This window comes from Paracnuella aquatica (genome assembly GCF_003332885.2).
GTDB classification, from domain to species: Bacteria; Bacteroidota; Bacteroidia; order Chitinophagales; family Chitinophagaceae; genus Flavisolibacter; species Flavisolibacter aquaticus.
Genome location: NZ_QOWJ01000012.1, coordinates 1 through 24,757, shown reverse-complemented (window position 1 = coordinate 24,757; position 24,757 = coordinate 1). Strand labels below are relative to the sequence as shown.

Here is a 24,757-nt window from a genome sequence, read left to right as displayed (position 1 = left end):
CGGCCGGCCCCTCTTTTCCAATTTATCTATCGAAATTGTTCCGCTCTATTTTTTACCTTAAAAAAACAACAATCATGGACCTTTCTGTAATACCTGGAAATACAAGGGCAGGCACGGCCGGAGGCACCCTGCTGGTGTTGCTGCTGCAACTGAGCAGCGGCGAGTTGATCAAAACCGCTGTTCTTGCGGGTGTGGGTGCTGCGGTGAGTTTTGCCGTTTCGTTTGCGCTGCAGCGGCTGGTGCGCCGATTGTGTAAAAATGCATCCGACAAGGTATAGCCGTTCAATGATGCCGGTTCATGCTGTGTTAGCCGGCGGACACTAAAAAGAGGCCAGTAATGGCCTCTTTTGCATTTATGCACCCAATCCACAGCCCTGCTTTTTAGGGTTTATGTTCCTGGCTGTTGCCCATGGCAGGTGACCAACAAATTGGCAGCTACAGCAAAAGTGCTCCCCTTGTTTAGTATTGCAGGAATGGCCGGACCGCTTCTTCGCGGATGCCGGTAAAGGCGCAAAACTCTTCAACCGTTACGAAGGCGTGGGGCGGTTTGCCGTTGGCTTTGCGGATCAGTGCCAGTAGCTTGCGGCCGGTGCGTTCGCTGCGGCCGGTGATGTTGGTGACGTCTTTCACGTAAATGGTGACGCGGGTAGGCAGGGTAACCATATTTTTCTCATTTAGCAGTTAGACAATGGGTTAGCTATTTTTCAACCCATCTGTTCCTTAAAATTGCCAAGACCGGCGCATTTTGTCAATCCTTATTATTGATCTTTGCCACCCGTAAAAATACCCCAGCCCGGTCCGGGCATTTCCTATTGCGCTCCTGCCCCCTTTTGCGTAGCTTATATCCACCAAATCCCGTTTACACGGTTTCCGCTTATCGTGCCCTTTCTCTAATCCTAACTGCTGCCCTATGCATCCCTTACATGTTGTTGTTATTTCAGGGACTTCGCCCATTCTTACGCAGGCCTTATCCATGCTGTTAGCACAGCAACCCGATATACAAGTAGCCGGCACTGCCCCAACCGGGAGCAGCCTGCATCTTTTGCTTGAACAGTATGCGCCTCATGTGGTCCTGACCGTGCCGCTGTTGGATTATCCAGATTATGCTTCCCTGACCCATACCATCAAAGCGGCCCATCCCCAAACAGGCGTGGTGCTTTTTGGTGCGCACCAGCCCGAACAAATCATTCTTTCTGCGATTGCAGCCGGGGCCGAGGGATTTGTGCCCCTCTGTGCGCCACTGCCCGAGCTGCTGCACACCATCAGGGTGGTATGCGCCGGCGGCCATTGTTATTGCCCGGAGATCAACCTGGCCTTATCCCGCGCTTTGCGGACCGCACGGAAACAGCAGGAACAGGCCCCTGCCCTTTCCCCCGTGTTCACACCGAAAGAACAACAGGTACTGGCACTTATTTGCCAAGGATTTACCACTAAAGACATCTGTAGTGCACTGAAGCTGACACCTGGCACGGTGAACACCCACCGAAAAAGCCTGCTGGCAAAAACGGGGGCCAGGAATGCAGCCGGGTTGGTGTTGTATGCCGTTCAAAACGGCTTTGTACCAGTATAGCCCTATCGCAGTACGCTTGAGCAGCTAGACGAGGTATCTTTAAGCATTACCTGTCGTACCATCATCTCCAACTTTCTTGAACACACACGCTTGTTGTTTCCCCCATTAATTGGCCCCATTTAAAAGGTGTCCGCCTACTATCCTTTAACCGCGTAATTTTGTGCCCCTAGTCATGAATAATTATCTAACCGGGGTTGATTTTATACTTATACTGCTTTACCTGTTGCTCCTTATAGCAATAGGATATCGCTTTTCGCGCAAACTGCCCCTTGCTATACAGGGATATTTTGTAAAGGGCCTTTTACTAAAGCTGGCATGCGGGTTGGGTTTTGCGTGGGTGTATGTGTATTATTACGGAGGCGGTGATACCCAAATGTATTTCAGGGGGGCTTCTGCTTTTTATAAGGCCTTCTTCTCAGAAGGACGCCGATTTGTTGCTTTATGGGATAACTATCTTTTACTTGGAGGCTCGGAAGCCACCCTCTTTACCAAGCGTTTCACGGCTGTTATCAACCTTTTTTCATTTAATTCTTTCTGGGCCTGTACGTTACTATTTGCCGCTCTGTCTTTTATTGGGCTGTGGTTGCTTTTTTTGTCATTCTACCGCCTTTACCCAAAATTGCACAAGCCATTAGCTATTGTTACCCTATTTATTCCTGGGGTGGTGTTTTGGAGTTCGGGTATCATGAAAGACAGCCTGTGTATGTTGTTTGTTGGCATCATCGTTTACGCCGTTCAAAATGTCTTTCTTATCAACAAACAGAAAATATTATCCATCGTACTGCTCCTTTCAGGATTTTATGTGCTGGTATATTTAAAAGCTTATATCGCTATTGCTATGCTCCTAGCCATTGCGTTTTATGCCTTGCTGAGCCTTAAAGCCAACCTGAAAAGCACGACTGCCAAAGTATTGGTGATGCCGGTTGCCACAGTAATTATGGGAGGAATTGCGGTTCTAATGATGAACCAGATCGGAGCGGCCTTTGAACGATACTCCTTAGAAAACCTGGCGGAAACCGCACAGACTTACCAAGGATACCATGAACGGATTTCTGTTGCAGGTAGAGGGGGAGCGAACCGGACCGGCTCGGGTTATACGTTGGGCGATATGGACTACAGCAGCCCAAGCGCTATACTTGCGAAAGCGCCATTGGCTATTAATGTCACTTTTTTCCGGCCTTATGTTTGGGAAGTGTCCAACCCGGTCATGTTATTATCGGCCTTGGAGAGCCTTGCCATCCTGCTGTTTACCATACAGGTTATCCGCAAGAGTGGATTCACTAACTTTTTTAAGAACGTTTTTGCTATAAAAGAAGTTCTCTTTTGTTTTTCGTTTGCTCTGGTCTTTGGCTTTGCGGTAGGGTTCACATCCTATAATTTTGGGGCCCTGGTGCGTTACAAAGCGCCCTGTGTTCCTTTCTACCTGATTGGACTGGTACTTATTCATTCAATAGCAGTACCCAAAACTCAAAATCTTGCCCGGAAAAACCGCCTAGTCAGACGGCCGCCAATGCAGACACCCACTCGGATCCAGCCTTCTTAAGTGAATAATTTTGCACCATTTTTTCCCTAGCGGCCGCTCCCATACTTTTCGCTGTTTCGGGATGGTTCAATAAGTAGCTGAGCGCTTTAAACCAGTCTTCATGGCTGGCACATAAAAAACCGTTGACGCCATCATCAATAATTTCTGCGTTCACCCCAACCGAAGAAGCCACCGCGGGCTTTCCGACGGCCATATACTGAATTGCTTTAAATCCACATTTACCTTTGGTCCATTCATCATCAGGCAAAGGCATAATACCTATATCTATTCTTTGCAACTGGGCGACTTCTGCTTCTTCTGTCCAAGGAATGAACTGACAGGGCAGTTTTTTAAAATTTGGCGGCTTATTGGCCATGACCATTAATGAGAATTGGTTTGTGTTAGCCAATTGTTCTAATACCGGCTCTAAAGATTCAAGGTAAGGCAATGTTGTATGGGAGCCAGTCCACCCAATAACGATTGGTGAATTGTCGACACAATCCGCTTCATCTTTTGCTGGTATAAACATATGCTCGGTATCAACAACCGTTGGAATCAGCACCACCCGCTTATTGAATTGTGCGGCATACGCTGCCAGGTAACTATTGCCTACTACTACCGTATGGGCCCATTTACAGATCAGCGCCACTTTGTAGTGCGCTTTTACAAAACGCTTTAAGATGGAATTGTAGCCTTCCGGCTGCCGCCAAATAGCATCGTCAAAGTCATAAATAATAGGCTTTCGCAAGATATACCTGATCACCCATTCAAATATAGGCGGACCGAATGGAGCAGCCCCCCGTTGAATGAGGATACAGTCATATTTAGCCAGTGTAAACATATGTGCACAACGCCTTAAGAAACACCAAACCAAGCGCAACGCAAGTATCAGTTTCCCATTGGCCTGATACAACTTTTTAAATGTATCCTCATCATAAAAACAGCTTGTGGAGCAATTAAATTGATTCCGTCTCAATATTGGAAGAAACTGCTCAAACCTGAACCGCTGGCTAGGAGCTGTGCCTTTCGGGTATATTAGTAAAAAATGAATCCGCCGGATTTTAGTCATGCAGGATTTTTTGGTACACCGAAGCATAGGAGTTTACACCATGCTCCAACGAATATTCTTGCCGAGCGCCCAGAATAATCTGGTGTTTATTAAATTGGTTTTCTTTTAATTGAGCTACCGCATGGGCGTACGCATGGGGCGTAAAAGAATCCAGTACGACTCCTGCTTTGTAAGCTTCAATTATTTCCCCGGTATCGCCTACCGAATCATTGCAAACAATCGGTATACCCATTGCCATTAACTCACCCTGCTTTACCGGAGATGAGGCTTTTTTAGAAAAAGCAGGCTTTATAAAAAAAATGCTCAGGGTGCTCAATGATATATAGATGGGCATTTCAGCCCGTGGTACTTTTTTGATCCTGATTCGCTGTATATCCACACCATTTTGTTGGGCAGCATCGTGTACCATTTGCTCCGGCTCACCTGTCAGGATCATAAAATAAGCGCCGGGGAAAGCATCAAAGTATTGTTTTACAAATGCCATCATTTCGGGGAGCATATACCAGGTACCTAATGAGCCTACATAAGATATGACGTTCGCCCCCTGTGGAATACCTAGTGCATGTCGCGCCTGTGCCTGCATACCCGCCGAAACATTTTGAGGGTTGAACAGGGCCATGTCCACACAACAGGGAATTACCGTGATCGGTAGAGGTGCAGTCGCTAATGTCCAGGACCAGATCACATCACGGGCATTTCGTGTAAGGCTAACAATATGATTAGCATTCAACAAAAACTGTTTCTCTTTCTTTTTAAAATACTGGTATATGATCCTGTACAGCGGATTGGACAGGCGCCAGATATTTCCGTCTAGGCGCTCATCGGCCCAAAACCCCCGCATGTCAAACAAAAACGGGATACCGAACTTTTTCTTCAGGTACAGGCCGGTGAGTGAAGGTATATAACTGCGGCAGTGAACTAGGGAAAAGGAGTGCCGGGCCATCAATTCTACCGACTTCCGCCGCATCCGAATCACATCACGAAACGTAGAGACAACGGGCGGCTTAACGGTGTAGGTTAATGGATGCCATTCAATACCGGCTTGCGCACACAGGCCTTCGATCGTGGCCCTGAGCCGCTGGTAGGCTTCCGGTTTTTCAAAGCTTACAATAACAAAGCGGTAGCTTCCCTGCTTACCTAAAGCAGCCAGGTAAGCAAGTACTTGCGACTGCCCCAACGGGTCGGTCATACCCGTATAGGATAAATAGAGCACGGTCTTCAAATCACTCTTCATGTCGTATAATGAAATCTTTGTCGGCAGCAATTAAAGGAAGCACGCCCTGTAATGAAAACTTGCCACTTTGTTTTAAAAGTTGCCATAGGCCTTGCTCGCCTGGTCCAACGGAGATACTGACTTTACCTTTTTGCTGCTGCAGGTCAATGATCCTGCCCGTAGGGCTTTTGAGCGTCACGGCACCTTCGTTCTGAATGGAAAAGGAAGTAATGTCCTTAACCTCGAAAACCAGTGTATTTCGCCCGAAAGTCCACGCTTTGCGGGGAGCGCCGGCTACAATGCCATATGCAACTCCTCCGGCGAATGATAGTTTAAAACCATCCCTGGCATCGTCAATATGTAGTAGGTAGGTTCCTGTTGGAAGCGAAGCCAACGATACAGTTGTTTGCGTACCCGGAAGTATTTTTTGTTCGATCAGCGGCCTGCTGCCGGTAATACTAAGATCAGATTGGAAGGGGTAGACTTTAAGCTGGAGTGTTTTGTATTCCTTCACTTTGATCAAACCTTGTGTCAATTGTAGCGATGCTGTCCGGTCAAATACCTGCACCACAACCAGGTGTCCGCCGCGTAATTTTACAGGCAGCGAATTGCCGGCAAAAACTGCGGCGTTCATCTTATTGGCCGGGATACGTTTGAGGGCATTGGGCAAAAGTGTATTGACGGTTACGGCACTACGATCAAGATCCCTGAGCATGTTGGCATAAAGCTGCTCGGTTTCGGAAATGCTCAATGCACCCGTCGGTTGTTTCCACGTAGCATTCGGGTTACTGAACCGCAAATGTGGCTTGCCGGCAACGGCCCCGGAAGCCAGTCGCCGAAACAGCGGGTAGCTTGCGATGTTCCCCTGGTCCTGGACCCGGTACGCATAATTGAGCAGCCGAACCAGATTTGCCTCCGAATCCTCCTTTCTCCATTTGGAGAAAAGATGAACGTAAACCAGGTATTGCTGCACCTGCCGGATGCGTTCCTGCACTAATGCGTCTTTATCTTCTCCGGCCGCCTGCTGAACCAGGCGGCTCCATTGGTACAGGTCTCCCTCTTTTGGCACCGCCTCGCTGTAGTGCTGCCAGGAATTGAAAACCGATGCCATCGTAGCAGCAGCTTTCCCGAACATGTTCCGGTAAAATTCTCTGATGATCGTAGCGGTGTCTACATTGATATCCCACAACAGCGATGCAGCAACATAATGACCAAGCCCGCGGCTGACCCAACCGATATTTGTTTCCGCAGAAAAAATTCGGATGCCTTCCCCGTGGTATTTACGCAACTGGCTTACATAGTTCATTTTGCCGCCTGCGGGCTTGCCTGGCATGTCCCAATCCCACGCCATCACGCCGTAATAATCCCGTATACCCACCTTTACCCCTTTCTTACGCCAAAGCTGGATAAGCTCGTCTGTACGGTAAGCAGATTGATTCATCGCCGTTGCCACGAGCACGATAATATTGGGCTCCACCGGAAACGCCGGGGGGGCCGCATGTTGGTTATAAGCATACAGGCCAACCTGCACACCCGGATAGCGTTGGCCAACAGCTCTTGCAACACGGTTGGCCAAATAATAAGTTTGCGCTGAGGGACCTCCGATTTTCAACGCGGCTTCACTTGTCGCAAAGCCTCCGCCATCTGAAGGATCCATTGATATGGATACTGGAAGACTGCCTGTTCTGACTTGGTATGCTGACACCTGTTCAAGCGCATCTTTTATGACCAGCTGTACCAGTTGCTCGTTGCTTACATCGAACTTCGGGTTTTTGGGTATTGCACCCTTTTCAACCTTCTGGGCAAAAAACTCGGGGTGGCTTAAAAAAACCCCTTTGTTACGCGAAACGATAGCCTCGTAGGAATGTCCGGCATTCACCACCGCCCCCCCCAGCAGGTTGGCGGCTTCCCAAAATTTAAAATCGGCATCAGCCAGCTTTGATCCCGTACCATAGGCATACCAGATCCGCCTGCTTTCAAACGATGGTGTTCCGGTATGCTGCACTTCCCTGTAACCCGACTGCAGCTTCGGGATATAATGCCAGGCCGCCCCGGGGAAATAATAGCGGAAGCCCAGGCGGTTCAGGTACCAGTAAATACCCGCTTGGATACCCGCCTCCGATTTACTCCAGACGGAAATTGTTTGTTGTGTGGCGGAGAGATGAAATGCATCAGCAGTTGCGGCTGCAAGTCCAAAGTCGCTCTTTTCGCCCTTCCTGATCAAATGAAATTTAATGGACGCAGGGGGAACTGAAACACCTGCCTTGCCGAGCTCCTTTTGCAATACCGTTTTAAAGCGTGCAAGATTGCGGTCATCCTGGGCTTTTGCGCGGAGTTGCAGCGTTATTAAAATCAGCCCGAGGATACTAAGGCGCGTGATGATGTTCATATTTGTTGTTGAGCAGCTCGGTGAACGACCGGATATAAGCTTCAAATGAAAAGCGGCGCTCATAGTCATTGCGCAGCAGGTCCGGATCGAGCAAACTGCCCGGGAACTGGGAGAGTATTTTCGTCATTTGGTTTAAGCAGTTGGTAGGGTCGCCGGCAGAAAATAGGTATCCGTTAACACCGTCCCTGACAACCTCGCCCAAGCCGCCTGCATCGGAGGCCACCACGGTTTTACCCAGCATCAGCGCTTCAATTGCTACAATCCCCAAACCTTCAGACAAAGACGGAACTACAATGAAATCGGCCCTACAGATCCGGTCAAGCATTTGGTTGTTGGTCAGGTTGCCGGTAATGGTAACTATTTCGCTTAGTTGGTGCTGCGCAACAAACAAGCGCAACTCGCTTTCCAAGTTGCCACCTCCCGCTATCTCCAGTGTCAAACGAAATGCAAATCTGCCAACCAGCTGTTCGAAAATCTTTAAAAAAAACAGGTGCCCCTTTGCCGGGTGCAACCTGCCTGGTATCAGTAAGTGAATGCCCTGTGAATCAGCAGCAGGTCCTGATGTGTCCGATGCGGCAATTTTGTTGAAGGTAACCGCATTGTACAGAACAACAGGGCTCTTTACAACAAAGTTTTCCCTGATATTCGCTTCAACGGCTTCCGAAACACAAACGGTAAGATCATCTGCGCGGGTAGCCAGCGCCTTTTGCAGCAAATTGAAAAGCTTCTTGGGATAAGAGTTCAGTGGACTGGCCTGATACTGCATGGAATGATGGTACACCAGCAATTTGATACCAGGATTGCGAAGCTTCACCAACCGGCCATAAAAATGAGCCAGCGGTAAATGAGCCACTATACTTTCGGCTGAATGTTTCCGGGCAAATGAAGAAATCCTGTGGTGCTGCTGCAACCCAAACGACAGGGCTTTGAAGTTGAGCACAGAATGGGTTCCTCCCAATACAAGCAAATGGTCTGCCGGTAACGGCAACTGGTTCATCAATCCTGCGTCGTTGCTAGCAGACAGTATCGCCAGGCTAACATGCCATCCGTTCTTGTGTAGCCAGTTTATTTGTTGCAACAACAAAATTTCCGCGCCACCATAATTTAAACTGGGTATGAGGAAAAGAACAGAAGGGGTCATCATCTTAATTAAATCTCCTCTAAGGATTTGGATATTCTGTCGCCTTGCAGTAATCCGCGCTGATAAGCGTCAGGATTAACATCACTTTCAGCGGACGGACGCCAACATATCGTTTTGCAACCTGTGCACCGGCAAAACAGTTGGCCTGAAATCAATATTTAAACGACCGTCCAACAGGTCCGCGGCATCAAAAAATGAAACCTGCGGCAGCTGCTTAAGAGTAGTGAAAAAATTCAGGGCATTTGCCGGGTGAAGGTCGTAATCATGTGAATTGAACATACCAACCACCTTGGGATGCGCTGGATGTATGATCCGCTTTAGATTACGCACATAATCCTCAAAAAACGCAGAAGATGATGAACCGATCAGGTTTTGCACTTCCCTGATCTTACCGATCGTTTCCACCTCAATTTCGAAGCACTCCCCCGTCTTAATCTCATGCTCGATCATAAAATCGAGTGAGAATTGATTCAAAAAAAACCGGTGCTTAGAAAAGCTAAAATCGTACTTAAATCCAGCCTTGATCAACAACGACAATAAGTGCTGATTCATGAACCACCAACCACCGGCGTAAAGATCATTATGGTTTAACTCGTGTTTTTTAAACCACTCCAGATCATTACTGAATTGCTCGGTCAATTGAACAATTGAGAAATTATTACTCCTGATTTCGGCTTCGTGTCGCTGGTGCAAATCGGCATTAAAGTAAAAATGCCCATGATATCCGATGGTGGCTACACTACTTAGTTGATGGTAGAGATCGGCCAATTTTTGTTCGGAACAGTTAAACAATCGCATACCTGCTCTTACTTTTGGGCTTATCCCCGACATCACGGTGCAGATGGCTTGCTTGCCGGTAATGGCAGTATAACCCTTGCAGAAATCAAAAAGTCTTCTAAAAATATCGTCATTATACACTTCCTCTGTATGGAAAACATATCCCGTCGTTAAAACAAGGTTTCGAGGAAGCCGCTGGGGCCGAACAGTGTACAATAACCTTTTAAGGTCCTGCTTCATTAGAAATGATCTTTGATTCCTGGCATAAAATTGAATATGGGTTCTGATGGCAGACTAATTTCGACCTCATCAACGACTAGCGGCTCAGAATGAATGGCAAGAACCGGCCGTTTGAATAGCTTTTTGAACATTGAAGTGTGGTGAAACAAAAACTGTACAACCAGGACTTTATGTTGTTTACAAAGCTTTTTAACTGTGCTTTTGAAAAAATACGGCTTGTTCACAATCATCCCGCCTACGCTGAAGTAATTGAAGGACATACCTCCTTTCTTTTTGCGCCGCAACTTACCCCAGATAAGATTACCAAGATCTTCAAACACGATGATATTGCTTCCCGGTGATTTTTGTTTTGCATCGATCAGTTGGTAATCATTCTGAAAAAAAGCCGTGTCGGAAAAAAGGGTATCATCGGCGTGCCATTCGCGAAAGGCGGAGCTAAATAAGATCGGTGTATTGATGACATTAACCTTCGAAAAATAACCCAGATTTTTATAATTCAGCTTTTTAAAAACTGGCCCGGAAAACTGGTTCGGAACACCATAAACAAAACCAATCTTACCCATCGCCTTCAGGTGTGATTTTCCAAAAGCTAGCAAAGACGGGAATACACCTTTGCCCCGCATTGAACTTGCAGTGGCCACAAAGCAATGGTGAAAACAATTAATGACGACACCATTCACTAAAAAATCGTGCGACTTGAACGCCACGAATCCAACCAGCTCCGAACCCTTAAATGCTCCAACATAAAAGCTGGATGGAGAACCGGCAAATGAATTGTCGTAGTATGTGTTTGCTTTAATTGCTTCCCAAGACATACGCAACCCGAAGGTGGTATTCAAAAGTCGGGTTATTTTGCCGTCGATACCTTCACTCTTTAGATCGATGATGCTTACTGTATAGTCCACCTGTCAGATTAGTTTACATTAATAGGTTAAGTCGGATAAAAGAATTATTGGTGCAACAGTGGCTTTAGCATTCGTATCAATGTGCTGCTATAAACATCTGCACCAGCTTGGTTTAGGTGTCCCGGATCAAAAAACATGCTGTCTGGCAACTACAAAATCTTGTTGGAAAATGATACGAGCCACTCTTATCAAAGAATCGGTCTGTTTCGCACTTGTTGGCACATAAACTTAGTTATGATGCAGTCGTTTTTGCCAGGTTCAGCAAAATTCATACTCCTGGATTGAATAAAATAATTTTTCAATCCTAGTATGCAAGTTAATACAGCAAACCTCGCGTTGATTCTTAAGAACAATCCGAGCAACTAAAATTTCTTATGAGGAAAGTACTTACCAAGTGCCATCACCACAGTGCCATAAAGCGCATATCTAACCTTTTTAGGAAGGATGTATTTGTAAACGTTTGCCTTGTCGATTGTCCAAACAAAGAAACTATTGGCAAAAAATTGATACTTTAATTTCTGCTTTGCCGATAGTTCAAATTCCTTGTACCGATGATACTTACCAACTAAATCTGGCTTCAACTCTTTTAACTTTTTTCCATTAGCCACACCCTGACGCTTCCTGTTGATGTACGACCTGCAAGTCACAAAATCCTCATGCCAGCCAATTGCGTTTTTACTATAAAAAATCGGGATGCCCATCTCTGAGGCTCTCATTGCTAGATCATAATCTACGACAGCCTTCAGCCGTGGGTCAAAACCGCCAATTTTATTAAAAGTGGCTTTTGATATGGAGAAATTAGCTGCCGTTATATAGATCTGATCCGGACGCATAGGATTTTCCGTCCGCTCTAAATCCTTTAACCAACCGACCCGCTGATGTGCAATAAACTTTTGAATTTCATTACGGGCTAGTTTGGGGTCTTCCTGTTGTACACCCACTAGGATAGTTCCCGGATGCTGTTGGTGATGCAAATAATGCGCTTCAATACAATATGGATCCAACCGCATATCATCATCAACAGAAACAATTAATTCGGAAGCTACGCGATTGAAACCAGAATTACGTGATCCAGCCCGTCCCATGTTCTCCTGATGTTGCATTGTAATTTTGTACGGATAGCTACTCGTATCAATTGCATCTAACACTTCTTTGGTATTATCTGTTGAACCATCGTTTATTACAACAACTTCAAAATCTTGAAATGTTTGATTTGCAAGACTTTTGAGCGTGGTCAGGATCTTTCCGCCGCGATTGTATGTAGGTATAACAACACTTAGTTTCACCATAGGGCAGATATAAAATAAAATTTACTCAAACGAACCAATAAATTTATGACTCAAGAAATGACACTTTGATGCTTACCTATTTTACTTTCAAGCATCCTGACGCTTATCTGTTCTGCATTCAAATAAATAATATTCTTTTCACCACCACTAAATAAATTTGAAATCACAGCGACTGGATGCAGATAGCCTTTGTAATATTGCAAAACGTTTTTCACTATTGCATCCACATTGGAAGAATTCATAGTTAAACACTCCTCAAGCTTTTCACCAAAATTTTCATTGTTGTAAATAATCGCGTTTTCGTAATCAACTAATTCTGGAGTAAATAACTTTGCATAGCGTTCATGTAAAATTGGTATAGCACCAACAGACATCGCCTCGATCACATTGTGAGACATTGGCATTACTACGCCTGGACAGGCTATAAAAAAAGAATATTCAGAAATCGTCTCCCTTAAGTTTTCAATTGGCACTAAAAAATTCTGAATATCTACAACGACTATCTTCCGCTTGAAATTAGACTTCTTGAGCTGTTCAAAACTTTTAGGAAAAACAACGTTATTATTATTTTTTAAAATTGCTAAAATCTCAATTCTTCCAAGCATTCGAAAAACATTTTCCTTCGAAAAGTTTGAATACGCCTGAGTGTCAAAGTTTCCAGCAAAAAAGACACTCCCATTTTTATTCATAATATATTCCTTATTCCACAAACCTTTGTGGTATATCATTGGATGCATTGCCATTGGAATGTGAAAAGAATTAATATTTTTCGCTTGCTCATCAAACGAGGAAAAATAATCAGCTGATAAAAGAATTGAACCAACCTTACTCTTTCTGTCGGTTATCATCAAAGAACCTGTGGGTGCCTTATTACTAAATATTACAGAGCCTTCTGCGTAAAGGAGTCTCGAATACTTATTAGACAACTTTGAAATAAAATTCAGATTAGGCTTTATATACACTTGATAACCGGCTAACTCAAAGCTTTTTATTAATAGATATAAATAACGCTTAAACTTATTGTCGTCTAAATCAAAAAACACTCGTTTCGTTAAACTCATGTTTGATCCATTCTTCGTTATGCGATATTTTAAATATTGTAAAATGGTTTTTAAAAAATTCATTGTTCTATGTTACCTTTTTAAGATATATTTTTTATCGTATGAATGGGATTACCAATATCCTCTACTTGAATTGTACTCCGCTTCAGAACATCATTCATATCCTTTATCTTATCACTAAATATTTTACTTATAGAACATAAGATATTTGAAAAGCTATAGCATTGATGCCCGAGTGCATTTGCATAAATTGATATTGTACTTACATTGAAATACATCTTAAGATTTTTAGCTACAGATATCATCTCCTCTAATATAGCTTCATCAGGCAGTTTAATAAAATTGATAGTTTTCTTGCTGGCAAAATATTTTTCAAAAACTAGTCTTTCATCTGTTGGCTGGACAGGATGAAATTTGTAGAACACTGTGGCCATATCATTATTGAAAACGTTTGATAAAAATCTTTCTAAGCCTTCTATAAAAGACTCAATATCAATCATTTCTAACGTGACAGCTCCGTCAAAAACTAAAATGTTGGTATTATTATATTTCGAGTACGAAGAATCACCGTTCGATAGTATTTTTTCCAGTACTATTTTGTTTTCGAAGCCAGGAAAGGCTAATGAGGTTACAGCATAAACATTGTCATAATCGGGTCTATAGAAGTATCTTTTTCTGATCCTATTCTTATATCCAACTCTATCCCAAATGGACGGCGACCTGTTACTATACTTTTTTTTAAAAAAATCAGCTGAATTATATGCGGCAGCTCCTTCTTCCATGATAGAAAACCCATTACATAATGGATGATTAATCATTAACTCTGTATTTCGAGCCATGTTGTGATTCACATAACAGTAAAACTCCTTTCCTTCAGTAATTTTTGCAATGAAAATATCAAACTCCTTTAAAACTTTCCGCGCTTTTAATACGTTACGCGTTTGCGGTATTGGATTTACGATATGTGGGTAGATAAAATCAACATGCTTAAATCTTGTGTCTTTAAGTTTAGCTCCCCTCATTGTCAGAATTACAACTTCATCGATTTGCAACTTTCTTAGTTCAATAATCGATAAAGCGCATAAGGCTGTGATATGGCTATTTATTACGAACAAATGTTTCATGTTTGAAAACATCACTTACTGATAATTTCAAAAAAGCTTATGAGTAATGGTCTAAGCTGACTCAAGAGCAATTTTTTGGGTCTTAGACTTCTTTTGATATTTGCTAAAACCAAGAAAACCAGTAATCAAAAGAGTTATAAAAAATAATTGAATCAACATTTTTGTCAGCAGATTTGAACTGACAAAGAATAAGGCTACACCTAAAAAGAAGATTACGAAAAGTAGCCATGGCATAGGGTAAAGTCGTGCCTTGTTATATGCCTTAAAATGATTGAACGAAAAACCCGCAAATGCCATGTATGCCAGAGAAACAAAAGTATTGACGGCTGCAGCTGTTATACCAAATATCGGAATAAAAATGAGGTTCAGAACAACGTTGGCGATGCCTGCTATAAACGTGATACGCCACAATACACTGGTCTTTTCGAAATAAAACACGACCTGATTACATCCTATATAGATAGGTTTGAAGCTATAACTCATAATAATAATAGCCAGCAAATAATTTATTTGAAGCAATTCCTTGTTCCGGACAAGAAATGGCAACCACTGAGGTATCCATAAGGCAAGGGTGAAACAAATAAATACAACGAATGTTTGGAAACCAAAGATTAGCTTTTCATATTCCTTCCACCTTCCTTTCTTAATAAGTTCGATCAGGTTTGGCCCTATTGCCTGATTCATAGCATTGGCAATAGTATTTATATAAGCCCCAAAATTGTATGCAAGGCTATACAAGCCAATACTCTGCGTACTGACATTCAACCTTTCCATAACAGCACGGTCCGAGCTGTTTAACAAATAGCTGCCGTAAGAATGAGGGACTACAGGCAGTGACACCTTTAATGCCTTTTTGATCAGTCGTCTTTTAAAATTGAAAATGGGTATGATCTTCCATTGGAAAAGTACGGGAAACAAAAAAAGAAGTCCATTAAACATTGAAGTAATAAACTCGGACCAGATCCAGCCCATATAGCCGAGGCGCAAATGAGCAATAAAATAGTAACTCAGGGCGACGCCAGCAAAGCCAGCAAGCAGCGACCTAGATGCTATTGGCCAAGCATTATGATTAAGGCGGTAGTAGGTGCCTGCCAGCATATCGGAAGCGCCAAACAACAGAAGCGGGATTGTTTTTGCAGCAATTATCACCCATCTGTAGGGACGGGCTTCATTTGGGAGTGTATAATAAATGATCAATCCAAGGAGTGCAATAAATACGACTGACCAGAGCATTAAAAACCCGTACGTTTGTCGCCAATACCATTTATACTGTTTCGGATAATGGTAGAAAGCGTTTGTCACTACCACGTTAAATCCCAACAAATGAAATATGCTGAATGCTCCAATATAAGCAGATAAAACTCCAATAATACCATAATCCTGTCCGGTAAGAAATGGTGTAGTAAGTGGTAAAACAAAAAAAGAGGCTATTTTGGAAAGCTGGGGCAGCAATCCATATATTGCTGAGTTCTTTAAAATCCTTTTATACATGAGACAGTAGGAATGCAGGTCGCAAGATTCTCCCCGCTTTATTGTCCTTTTTTATTGAGTAAAAATTCAGCAAATTCCCAATCAAGCTTCGAATCAATATCCACGGATGTGTAATCATCCATTACATACTTCTTTATTTTGTCGAATGCGTGCATAGATTTATTTCGCAGACTTTGTACGTCCATTACATAAATGGCACCATTATATTCGTAAATAATAGGACAATCCTGCCTTCGAACAAAAGAAGATGGTTTGGAACGCTCCAGAAAGCCGTTTTTGTTTTCTTCTGTCAATGTATAATATGGATTCGCACTGGAAATTTTTACACTCACAATCATCTCGATGCCCGGCTTCCAAGTAGCGATGGCCTCTCTAACCTGAGCTGCTGTCCGGAATGGAGAAGTAGGTTGGAGTAGCACAAGAAGGTCGTATACCTCGCCTTGTTGTTCATAATAATCAAGGACATGTATTAACACCTCGTAAGTTCCCGATTGATCGGTAGCCAATTCGGAGGGCCTTAGAAACGGCACAAAAAGTCCGGTTTGCTCAACCACTTCCTTTATTGCAACATCATCGGTACTTACACAAATATCTCGATCTGCTGCTAGGGATCTTGCTACTTCAACTGTATAGTTGATAAGCGGTGTACCCCCAAGCTTTTTAATATTTTTTCCCGGTATGCCTTTCGACCCTCCTCTTGCAGGAATTACATACAGAATGCGCATGTTATAATTTCAAATACTTGACATCTTCTTGTGCCTTCACATAGTCATTCATCTTTCCTATATCCAACCAATACCCATGAATTGGATAACTTACCACTTTATACCCTTTCGCGATTAGCGTATCGATCAGGTCGGTCATATTATAACAACAATCTTCTGGTATAAATTGAAGCAGTTCCCGTTTTACCAAATAGATACCCGCATTGGAATAGTAAGTATATGTGGGCTTTTCCGTAAGTGACTTTACTTCACTATCGCCATTGGTCTCCAGAACGGCATAGGGCACATTAACCTTATACGGAACTGTTGCAATGGCCATATCGGCATCCCCTGAAATATAGGTATCGAAAAAGTCGGCATAATCGATATCGGTCAATAGGTCGGAGTTCATGACCAATATATGGTCGGCGCTCCATAGCTTTACCTGTGCTACTGCCCCAACAGTACCCAACGGTTTATCTTCCCGGATGTAGTTGATATCCGCATTTTTTGCAGCACCATCCGCAAAATAATCCTGAAGCATATGCCCCAGGTAATTGATGGAAATATGGATGTTCTGAATACCGAATTTCAGCAGCCGGTCGATGTTGTGCTCGATAATGGGTTTGTTGCCAATTGGCAACAGAGGCTTGGGCAGCTTTTCAGTAAGGGGGCGCAGTCGCTGACCCTCGCCACCGGCCATCAACACTGCGTGTACCGGCACGGCTCCCAAAACCAAATCGATATCAATTACCTGCACAATCCTTCGATCGGCTGAAAGGAGGGGAAGGAAACGAATTGCTTTTTTTTTACAATTCTGAACCGCTTCCTTGCTGGGCCAAGCACCTGTATGGGCAATGCAGGCAGGGTTCATTGCCACGGTGGCTGCATCCTGCATTTCTGCTCCCTTGATCAGCGCCCTCCTGATATCACCATCGGAAAGCGAGCCCAATAATTCACCGGAACCATCCACAACAAAGATGTCGGCATTTACAATGGCCAATTCGTTTAACCGAACCATCGCTTCGCGTATAGTAAAAGAGTCAGGAACAAGGTGTTGCTTCCAATTATTCATATCCTATCTACAAATTCTTTTTTTAGGTTTACTGAGGACAATTGACGATGCAACACTTCCATGATCTTTTCTGTTGCACCACCAGTTCCATAAGGGTTGTCAACATTGACGCAAAGCGCCTTGAATTCAGGGCTCAATGCCTGCCGGATCGCGGCAACTATGGAAGCTTTATCGGTTTGGCAATGAATAACTGAGTCAGCCGCCATTCTTCCTTTTTGCCGGTCGCCGATGTTTACGGTGGGCACCCGAAAAGAAGGCGCCTCAATAATACCGCTGGAGGAATTGCCCACAACAACAGCGCTTTGCTGCATCAGTGATAAATATCGCAATTGACCCAGGCTGGTAAAAGCAGTAGCGTTGGTGCCAGCCTGCTGCACGTAGTCTTGTATCATGCGGATCAACACCCGTCCATCAGCGTCCGCATTAGGTAGTGTAAAAATAATTTGTGCTTCCGCCATTTCGGGAAGGGCTTCCAAGAGCGCCTGCATTTGTGTTTCGCTGCTGCTGTGTTCCAGAGTCACCGGATGGTAGGTAACCAATAAAACTGGTTTGGACAGGGAGATACCTAAGCTATGCTCCAGGTCCGGTCGGTTCAACAATGTCAGCTGCTGTATATTATCCAACCCGATTGCGCCGACATTATACACCTGGCTTTCTGGCTCACCCAGCTGCAACACCCGCTTACGATAAACTTCCGTGGCAGTAAAATGAAGCGTGGACATTTTAGTGATAGAATGGCGCAATCCTTCGTCGGTTGCACCAGCAGTTACCTCGCCTCCGTGTAGGTGAATAATAGGTATTTTTTTAAGGTATGCTGTTGCCGCCGCTGCAAAAGCCTCAAAGCGATCGCCCAATAAAACAATCCAATCAGGCCTCAACCGGTTCAATGCATCGGCATAACCAATCATGCCCAGCCCTGCACTTTTCACAATCGCCGTATCGCTGTCGGCCGAAAGCAGCATTTCGACCTTTTCATCGATTCGAAAGCCCGCCGCTTCAATTTGTTGATAGGTATTGCCAAACTCGGGCGACAAGTGCATCCCGGTCGCCAATACCTGCAGCTTGTAAGTAGGATCCGCCTGGAGTGCTTTCATCAGGGGCGTGAGCAGCCCAAATTCTGCGCGGGTGCCGGTAACTACACAAACTTTTACCCGACTGCTCATAGGGTAATCAGTTCATCGGCTTCAAAATCACGTTTTGCGGCAGTTCCGCATACTTCATACCAACGCATCGGGCTAATGCCGGAGCCAGGTCTTTTTACCGTAATATTTTCGGGTGTAAGTATTTCACCTTTCGCGATTGTCCGGGCAGCCACAATACTTTTCCGGGCGATGGCCATATTTTTCTTTTCCGATTCCGAAGGAATCTTTATTCCGGGGCCAGAAAGTGCACTTTCGATGTTGCGGATAGCCTTTACCATAGCCACCAGTTCTGCAGGCTCCAAGGAGGCACGATGGTCGGGACCTTCCATATTGCGGTCCAATGTAAAATGTTTCTCTATGACCGTAGCGCCCATAGCAACAGCGGCAATAGGTACCTCAATTCCTAAAGTATGATCAGAGTATCCTACCTCCACTCCCAACTCCTGGCGCAGGTGTTCCATCGCTTTCAGGTTTACATCCTGCATGGGCGTTGGGTACTCGGTATTACAATGCAACACGGTTATGTTTTCCTGTGCAACACCATTGGTTTTTAATACTGCCATTGCATCCTGTACATCCTGCATTGTTGCCATTCCCGTGCTCAGTATCAGGTGGCGGAATGCTTTAGCCATTGCTTCCAAATAAGGAAGATTGGTTATTTCTCCGGATGGTATTTTTCCTATGGTGATGCCTTTTTCGCGGAGCATGACAATGCTTTCCAGATCAAATGGCGTAGACAGGAAGGCAATGCCTTTTTCCTTACAGTAGGCAAGCAGCTTATCATGTGCCGCCTCGTCCAACTCCAACTTTTGCAGCATGGAAAGCTGCGAATCGTTGGCGCCGGTTGTTTGCTTTTGGTAGTCGGCTTTTGCCGCTACATTACTAGCTATTTTTGAGGCTTTAAAGGTTTGAAACTTTACAATATCCACACCAGCGCCAGCAGCCACATCAATCAATTGTTTTGCAAGGTCCAGGCTACCATTGTGGTTTACGCCAGCTTCAGCAATGATTAAAGTCTTTTTTTTCATTTATGAGATTCTTTTAGCGGGATTTCCTACAAAAGTTCCCGCCTCTGTAATATTCCGGATGACCACGGATGCCGCACCAATAACGGTACAGGGAGCAACCCGGCAAGCTTGACTCACTACGGCATTACTCCCTATAAAAGAAGCGTTGCCTATAGCAGCACCGCCGTTTACTACGGCATGTGTTGACAGGTGAACGTGATCCCCTACAATAGCATCATGCTCCACCAGGGAGCCTGTATTTAAGATAGTATTCACTCCTACTTTAGCACCGGCGTTTACCTGTCCACCATGCATCACAATGGTGCCCACTCCTATTTTTGCATGACGCGAAACCCTGGCACTGGAGGCAACTACGGTAGCAAGTGTGCTACCGCACAGTCGCAAGGAATCAAATATTTTTATTCTTGCTGCAGCTGATTTGATATGCCCGACAGTTATGAGAAAGGTGTAACCTTTTGCGGTCAGGCCGGGAACCAGGCTGTCATTTCCAAGCACTTTGTACCCTAAAACTTCTGAACCAGGTGCTGCCGCTTCGTCCAAAATACCTTCAATACTAAAGGTATCCGTACTTTCTATTACGTCGATACAAGACCGGCAATGACCGCCACCGCCAATAAGGATCAGGGGTGTTTTCATTGTATGTTTGGCCGGTAGCTACTGGGAATGTTCACAACCCGCTCTTCCAGCCAGCGGGCATTGCTTAAATCTCCTTTCATGCAGGAAGCATACATCGGCAGGTCGTTCATAAGCCGCCAAATGGGACGGGTCATGACTTTTTGCGCATTGGTGTATTCCAAAAATTGATCGCGGGCTGCTCTATCTTTTAAGATGATCGTATTCAACCAGTAATTGGCTGTAGTTCCTTCGGCTTCCCTAATGAACTGCTCCTCACGATCGGTAAAAAAGTCTTTGTAGTCATGTGACAACTCCCGTTTGTTTGCCAAGATTTTATCCAATTGCTCTAACTGGGCACAGGCCAATGCTGCATTCAGGTTGGGTAGCCTGTAATTATATGCTACCTCATCGTGGTAAAATTCCCAGGCATGCGGTTGCTTGGCAGTAGTAGATAGGTGCTTAGCCTTTTGTGCCAGGGCTTCATCATCAGTTATAAGGGCACCACCCCCACCACAGGTTACGGTCTTGTTGCCATTAAAACTAAAGGTACCCAGCTTTCCAAAACGGCCGGTGTGCTGTCTACCCACATAACTGCCCAGGCTTTCGGCAGCATCTTCTACCAGGATTATTCCGTAGCGTTGGCAGATTTTATCTATTGCTTCAATGCGAAGCGGAAATCCAAACGTGTGCATGGGCAGACATGCTGCTATGCGCCTGCCTGATTGTTTATTGATACACTGTCCACTTTCATTGATCACCACATTTTCTTCCAGAAATGCTTCCAATGCTGCCGGTGATAACCCCATGGTATCTGGGTCCACGTCTACAAAAACCGGCTGTGCACCGGCGTGCCGGACGGCATTGGCTGTGGCTACAAAAGTGAGCGGCTGGGTGATTACCTCGTCGCCCCATTGTACCCCGGCCACCAGCAAAGCAAGGTGCAGGGCTGTGGTTCCGTTTGTAGTAGCCACCGCAAAGCGGGCCCCGGTTATTTCCTGCATCATTTCCTCGAAGCGGGTTACATAAGCGCCTACCGAGGAAACAAATGTTGATTCTATGGTGTCCAGCACATATTTCTTTTCATTACCGCCAAAATGGGGCGCATGCAAAGGAATAAATGCTTCCGGCTGGTGGAACAGCTCCCGGATCTTTTGAACGACAGGTTCGTATTGGCTGGGCATCAGATGTTGTAAATATCAGCTTTGTATTGTTTCAGGTTTTCCGGGTTACGGAACCATGCAATTGTTTCAGCTAAGCCTTCCTGTAGGCTATACTGCTGCTTCCATGCGGTATTCTCGGAAATCTTTTGCTTGGATCCGTACAACCTAAACACTTCGCTTTTTTCAGGACGCATCCGCTCATCATCAGTGATTATTTGCGCGGCAGGATTGATCTGGTTGATTAATTCCTGTGCCAGGTCGCGAACACTGATTTCTGATTGTGTGGCTATGTTGCAGTCTTCTCCGATCAGACTTTCAGATTTTGCGATCTGCACAAATCCTTCAGCGGTATCTTTTACAAACAGGAGATCGCGGGTAGGACGCAAATCACCTAAACGGATTTCTTCCTTGCCGTTCAGTAATTGTGTAATGATGGTGGGAATGACGGCACGGGCCGATTGCCTCGGACCATAAGTATTGAAGGGCCGAACAATGGTCAGCGGCAGGTTGAAGCTGCGGTAAAACGATTCAGCGATGCAATCCGCACCGATTTTAGAAGCAGAATAAGGCGACTGTGGCTGACGTGGATGTTTTTCGTCGATGGGAATATATTGGGCGGTACCATACACCTCTGATGTAGAGGTAACCAATACCCGCTCCACCCCCAGGTCTTTTGCTGCCTGTACGATATTCAACGTGCCTTTGACGTTTGTGTCGATATAAGAATCGGGAGAATGGTAGCTAAACGGTATGGCAATTAGGGCAGCCAAGTGGAATACCACATCTATACCCTGCATAGCGGTACGTACCCCATTTGGATCACGGACGTCACCGGTAAACACCTCAATCTGGGCCAGCTTTTCTTTTTCAATGGTATCAAGCCACCCCCAGCTATTAAATGAGTTGTAGTAACAAAATGCTTTCACCTTGCAACCTTCAGCTAGTAACCTTTCAACCAGGTGACTACCTATAAAACCGTCGGCGCCAGTAATCAGCACCTTTTTACCTTTCAAATCCATCTTTTAAATTCGATCTACCACTTCGATAAGTGGGATTATTTCAATATTAATTAAATCAGCTACGACGCAACATTCAGCAGACCATCAGTATGAAACTGTTGTTTGTAAACTTTGGTTACTCCTTCTTTCAAGTCGGTCTTTGCCTTCCAGCCTTTTGCATGAAGCTTGCTTACATCCATTAGCTTGCGTGGGGTGCCATCCGGCTTCGATGTGTCAAACACTAAGCTGCCTTCAAAGCCTACGACCTCTTTTACCATTTGTGCCAGTTCACCAATAGAGATGTCATCGCCCACGCCAATGTTTACCAGCCCGGGCTCATTGTAATTTTCCATCAGGTAGTAACAGGCATCGGCTAAATCATCAGCATGCAGAAACTCGCGGCGCGGTGTACCGGTGCCCCACACTACTACTTCAGCATCTCCCCGCTCTTTTGCTTCGTGCATTTTGCGGATCAGCGCAGGCAACACGTGGCTATTGTTCAGGTCGTAATTATCATTTGGACCATACAGGTTGGTGGGCATTACTGATATAAAATTGCATCCGTATTGGCTACGATAGGCATCACACATTTTAATACCAGCAATCTTGGCAATAGCATAAGGCTCATTGGTTTCTTCTAGCTGGCCGGTCAGCAAGTATTCTTCCTTTAGTGGCTGCGGCGCCAGTTTTGGGTATATACATGAAGATCCCAAAAACATCAGCTTTTTTACACCGTGAACATAAGCCTGGTGGATCACGTTGTTCTGGATCATCAGGTTATCATAGAGGAATTCGGCGCGGTAGGTATTGTTGGCTACAATGCCGCCGACTTTGGCTGCAGCCAGGAATACATAATCGGGCTTTTCGGCGGCAAAGAAGTCGGCAACCGCTTGTTGGTTGCGCAGGTCCAGTTCTTTTGATGTCCGCAGAACAAAATTGGTGTAGCCTTCATTTTGCAACCTGCGGTGGATGGCGGAGCCCACCATGCCGCGGTGGCCGGCTATGTATATTTTAGCGTCTTTTTCCATTTGGAAGTGATGAACCACTGCGAACACGGCGTGCACGGCGTGGTATTGACTTGGTATTTTATTACAGTTAATGTACGCTATAAGACCAACCTGCGGATGCCATCACGTAGTAGTTTTACGTTGAAATTGATCAGGTAGGCGAGGTGTACATTGGTTAATTTCAAATAAGTAAGTACCTGCGCTACGTGTATGTCGGTCAATGCTTCAACGGCTTTTACTTCTACAATTACCTTTCGCTCAATCCAGAGGTCGAGGCGGTAACCGCAGTCCAGTTGTACTCCCTTATACACCAGCGGTAGCCCGACCTGAGTTTGTACGTTTAAACCAGTCTGCAGTAATTCGTACGCCATGCAACGTTCGTAGGCACTTTCCAGTAAACCGGGACCTAAGGCTTTATGAACACTAAAGGCTGCATCCAGGACTTTGGTGCCGAGTGCATTTTCATGCATGGGAGGAAGGTTTGGTTGTAGGCGGAAGGTAAACCACAGCGAACACGGCGGGCACAGCGCTGTGTTCGCTGTGTTCGCCGTGGTTTCATATTATTCGAACTGTCGGGCAACGCTGAAGCCGGAGTCCATCAGGGTTTTTTCCCTGCGGAAGGTTTCCAGGTCGGCTGCTACCATTTCCACGATCATGTCTTTAAGTGAATATTTTGGCTTCCAGCCCAGCTTTTCCTGCGCTTTGGTAGGGTCACCAATCAGGAGGTCCACTTCGGTCGGTCGGAAATAGCGAGGATCGATCTTTACCAACACTTTTCCATTTTCAATACCATACTCCCCGTTGGATGATACCACATAACCTTCTTCGTCCACGCCTTCACCGCGGAAACCCAATTCCACACCTACTTCCTCAAATGCCAGGCGAATGAACTCCCGAACCGGCGTGGTGATACCGGTGGCAATCACATAGTCTTCCGGCGTATCCTGCTGCAAAATGCGCCACATGGCTTCCACGTAGTCTTTTGCATGACCCCAGTCCCTTTGTGCATCAATATTACCCATGTGCAGGCAGCTCTCCATACCCAAGGCAATTTGGGCGACGGCACGGGTGATCTTGCGGGTAACAAAGGTGGCTGTGGCACAACGTAGGTAAACGAATGAAAAACTGACCGAAGGATTGCTTTGGAAAAGCGGTCCTTTTTATTTCAGCCGCAAAGCAGGCTTTTGCTGTATGATGCCCTATACCGTATCCCAGCAGCAAAGAGCCTTAAAACAGC

The 24,757-nt window shown here is 45.1% G+C and carries 23 protein-coding genes and 1 pseudogene; 3 read left to right on the top strand and 21 right to left on the bottom strand.

Annotated elements, in window-relative coordinates:
* Positions 1–74: 74 nt before the first annotated feature.
* Positions 75–278, top strand: a complete 204-nt coding sequence (locus tag DRJ53_RS15550; RefSeq protein WP_123893618.1) for a hypothetical protein — start codon at positions 75–77, stop codon at positions 276–278.
* A gap of 181 nt (positions 279–459) precedes the next feature.
* On the opposite strand, the gene DRJ53_RS15545 is transcribed toward DRJ53_RS15550, so the two are convergent.
* Entirely contained in the window at positions 460–663 is a 204-nt protein-coding gene (locus DRJ53_RS15545; protein ID WP_114236585.1) for a hypothetical protein, read from the bottom strand.
* A 247-nt stretch (positions 664–910) separates the two neighbouring features.
* Between DRJ53_RS15545 and DRJ53_RS15540 the strand changes: the two genes are divergently transcribed.
* Together DRJ53_RS15540 and DRJ53_RS15535 are read left to right on the top strand one after the other, a co-directional pair.
* Complete coding sequence (locus DRJ53_RS15540; RefSeq protein WP_114236584.1) at positions 911–1,570, top strand: response regulator transcription factor; 660 nt, start codon at positions 911–913, stop codon at positions 1,568–1,570.
* A 172-nt stretch (positions 1,571–1,742) separates the two neighbouring features.
* The gene (locus DRJ53_RS15535) at positions 1,743–3,113 is read left to right on the top strand and encodes a hypothetical protein (RefSeq protein WP_114236583.1); all 1,371 of its coding nucleotides are present in this window, start codon (positions 1,743–1,745) and stop codon (positions 3,111–3,113) included.
* Here DRJ53_RS15535 and DRJ53_RS15530 read toward each other — a convergent pair.
* From DRJ53_RS15530 to DRJ53_RS15435, 20 genes and pseudogenes are all read right to left on the bottom strand, one after another.
* A complete protein-coding gene (locus tag DRJ53_RS15530; protein ID WP_162303896.1) occupies positions 3,067–4,161 on the bottom strand; it encodes a glycosyltransferase in 1,095 nt (364 codons plus the stop codon). The genes DRJ53_RS15535 and DRJ53_RS15530 overlap by 47 nt on opposite strands.
* Positions 4,154–5,395, bottom strand: coding sequence for a glycosyltransferase (locus DRJ53_RS15525; protein WP_114236581.1), 1,242 nt, complete (start codon positions 5,393–5,395; stop codon positions 4,154–4,156). The genes DRJ53_RS15530 and DRJ53_RS15525 overlap by 8 nt, the downstream gene beginning before the upstream one ends.
* Positions 5,385–7,763: a DUF4838 domain-containing protein gene (locus DRJ53_RS15520; RefSeq protein ID WP_162303895.1), complete on the bottom strand. Its 2,379-nt coding sequence runs from the start codon at positions 7,761–7,763 to the stop codon at positions 5,385–5,387. Before DRJ53_RS15520 ends, DRJ53_RS15525 begins: the two co-directional genes overlap by 11 nt.
* Positions 7,741–8,904 (bottom strand): glycosyltransferase family 4 protein, encoded by a 1,164-nt coding sequence (locus DRJ53_RS15515; RefSeq protein WP_162303894.1) that lies wholly within the window; start codon positions 8,902–8,904, stop codon positions 7,741–7,743. The genes DRJ53_RS15520 and DRJ53_RS15515 overlap by 23 nt, the downstream gene beginning before the upstream one ends.
* Before the next feature lie 87 nt (positions 8,905–8,991).
* Positions 8,992–9,921 (bottom strand): hypothetical protein, encoded by a 930-nt coding sequence (locus DRJ53_RS15510; protein ID WP_114236578.1) that lies wholly within the window; start codon positions 9,919–9,921, stop codon positions 8,992–8,994.
* Complete coding sequence (locus DRJ53_RS15505; protein WP_123893616.1) at positions 9,921–10,826, bottom strand: GNAT family N-acetyltransferase; 906 nt, start codon at positions 10,824–10,826, stop codon at positions 9,921–9,923. Before DRJ53_RS15505 ends, DRJ53_RS15510 begins: the two co-directional genes overlap by 1 nt.
* A gap of 362 nt (positions 10,827–11,188) precedes the next feature.
* Positions 11,189–12,115: a glycosyltransferase family 2 protein gene (locus DRJ53_RS15500; RefSeq protein ID WP_114236576.1), complete on the bottom strand. Its 927-nt coding sequence runs from the start codon at positions 12,113–12,115 to the stop codon at positions 11,189–11,191.
* A gap of 50 nt (positions 12,116–12,165) precedes the next feature.
* Positions 12,166–13,176, bottom strand: coding sequence for a hypothetical protein (locus tag DRJ53_RS15495; protein WP_114236575.1), 1,011 nt, complete (start codon positions 13,174–13,176; stop codon positions 12,166–12,168).
* Positions 13,177–13,256: 80 nt separating this feature from the next.
* The gene (locus DRJ53_RS15490) at positions 13,257–14,300 is read right to left on the bottom strand and encodes a polysialyltransferase family glycosyltransferase (RefSeq protein WP_123893614.1); all 1,044 of its coding nucleotides are present in this window, start codon (positions 14,298–14,300) and stop codon (positions 13,257–13,259) included.
* A 51-nt stretch (positions 14,301–14,351) separates the two neighbouring features.
* Positions 14,352–15,791 carry a lipopolysaccharide biosynthesis protein gene (locus DRJ53_RS15485; RefSeq protein WP_114236573.1) on the bottom strand — a complete coding sequence of 480 codons (1,440 nt, stop codon included), beginning with the start codon at positions 15,789–15,791 and terminating at the stop codon, positions 14,352–14,354.
* 38 nt (positions 15,792–15,829) lie between these two features.
* Entirely contained in the window at positions 15,830–16,516 is a 687-nt protein-coding gene (locus DRJ53_RS15480) for an acylneuraminate cytidylyltransferase family protein (RefSeq protein WP_114236572.1), read from the bottom strand.
* A 1-nt stretch (position 16,517) separates the two neighbouring features.
* The gene (locus DRJ53_RS15475) at positions 16,518–17,570 is read right to left on the bottom strand and encodes a nucleotidyltransferase family protein (RefSeq protein WP_114236571.1); all 1,053 of its coding nucleotides are present in this window, start codon (positions 17,568–17,570) and stop codon (positions 16,518–16,520) included.
* Entirely contained in the window at positions 17,567–18,733 is a 1,167-nt protein-coding gene (neuC, locus tag DRJ53_RS15470) for a UDP-N-acetylglucosamine 2-epimerase (RefSeq protein ID WP_114236570.1), read from the bottom strand. Before neuC ends, DRJ53_RS15475 begins: the two co-directional genes overlap by 4 nt.
* Positions 18,730–19,740 (bottom strand): N-acetylneuraminate synthase, encoded by a 1,011-nt coding sequence (gene neuB, locus DRJ53_RS15465; protein ID WP_114236569.1) that lies wholly within the window; start codon positions 19,738–19,740, stop codon positions 18,730–18,732. The genes neuC and neuB overlap by 4 nt, the downstream gene beginning before the upstream one ends.
* The gene (locus DRJ53_RS15460) at positions 19,741–20,376 is read right to left on the bottom strand and encodes an acetyltransferase (RefSeq protein ID WP_114236568.1); all 636 of its coding nucleotides are present in this window, start codon (positions 20,374–20,376) and stop codon (positions 19,741–19,743) included. It lies immediately after the preceding gene.
* Positions 20,373–21,536 (bottom strand): LegC family aminotransferase, encoded by a 1,164-nt coding sequence (locus DRJ53_RS15455; RefSeq protein WP_114236567.1) that lies wholly within the window; start codon positions 21,534–21,536, stop codon positions 20,373–20,375. Before DRJ53_RS15455 ends, DRJ53_RS15460 begins: the two co-directional genes overlap by 4 nt.
* A complete protein-coding gene (locus DRJ53_RS15450) occupies positions 21,536–22,534 on the bottom strand; it encodes an NAD-dependent 4,6-dehydratase LegB (protein WP_114236566.1) in 999 nt (332 codons plus the stop codon). The genes DRJ53_RS15455 and DRJ53_RS15450 overlap by 1 nt, the downstream gene beginning before the upstream one ends.
* A 59-nt stretch (positions 22,535–22,593) precedes the next feature.
* On the bottom strand, positions 22,594–23,541 hold the full coding sequence (gene fcl, locus DRJ53_RS15445; protein ID WP_114236565.1) for a GDP-L-fucose synthase: 948 nt from the start codon (positions 23,539–23,541) through the stop codon (positions 22,594–22,596).
* A 77-nt stretch (positions 23,542–23,618) separates the two neighbouring features.
* Positions 23,619–23,990 carry a GxxExxY protein gene (locus DRJ53_RS15440; RefSeq protein ID WP_114236564.1) on the bottom strand — a complete coding sequence of 124 codons (372 nt, stop codon included), beginning with the start codon at positions 23,988–23,990 and terminating at the stop codon, positions 23,619–23,621.
* 90 nt (positions 23,991–24,080) lie between these two features.
* Positions 24,081–24,605: pseudogene (locus DRJ53_RS15435) on the bottom strand (GDP-mannose 4,6-dehydratase); the annotation flags it as partial.
* Positions 24,606–24,757: the final 152 nt, after the last annotated feature.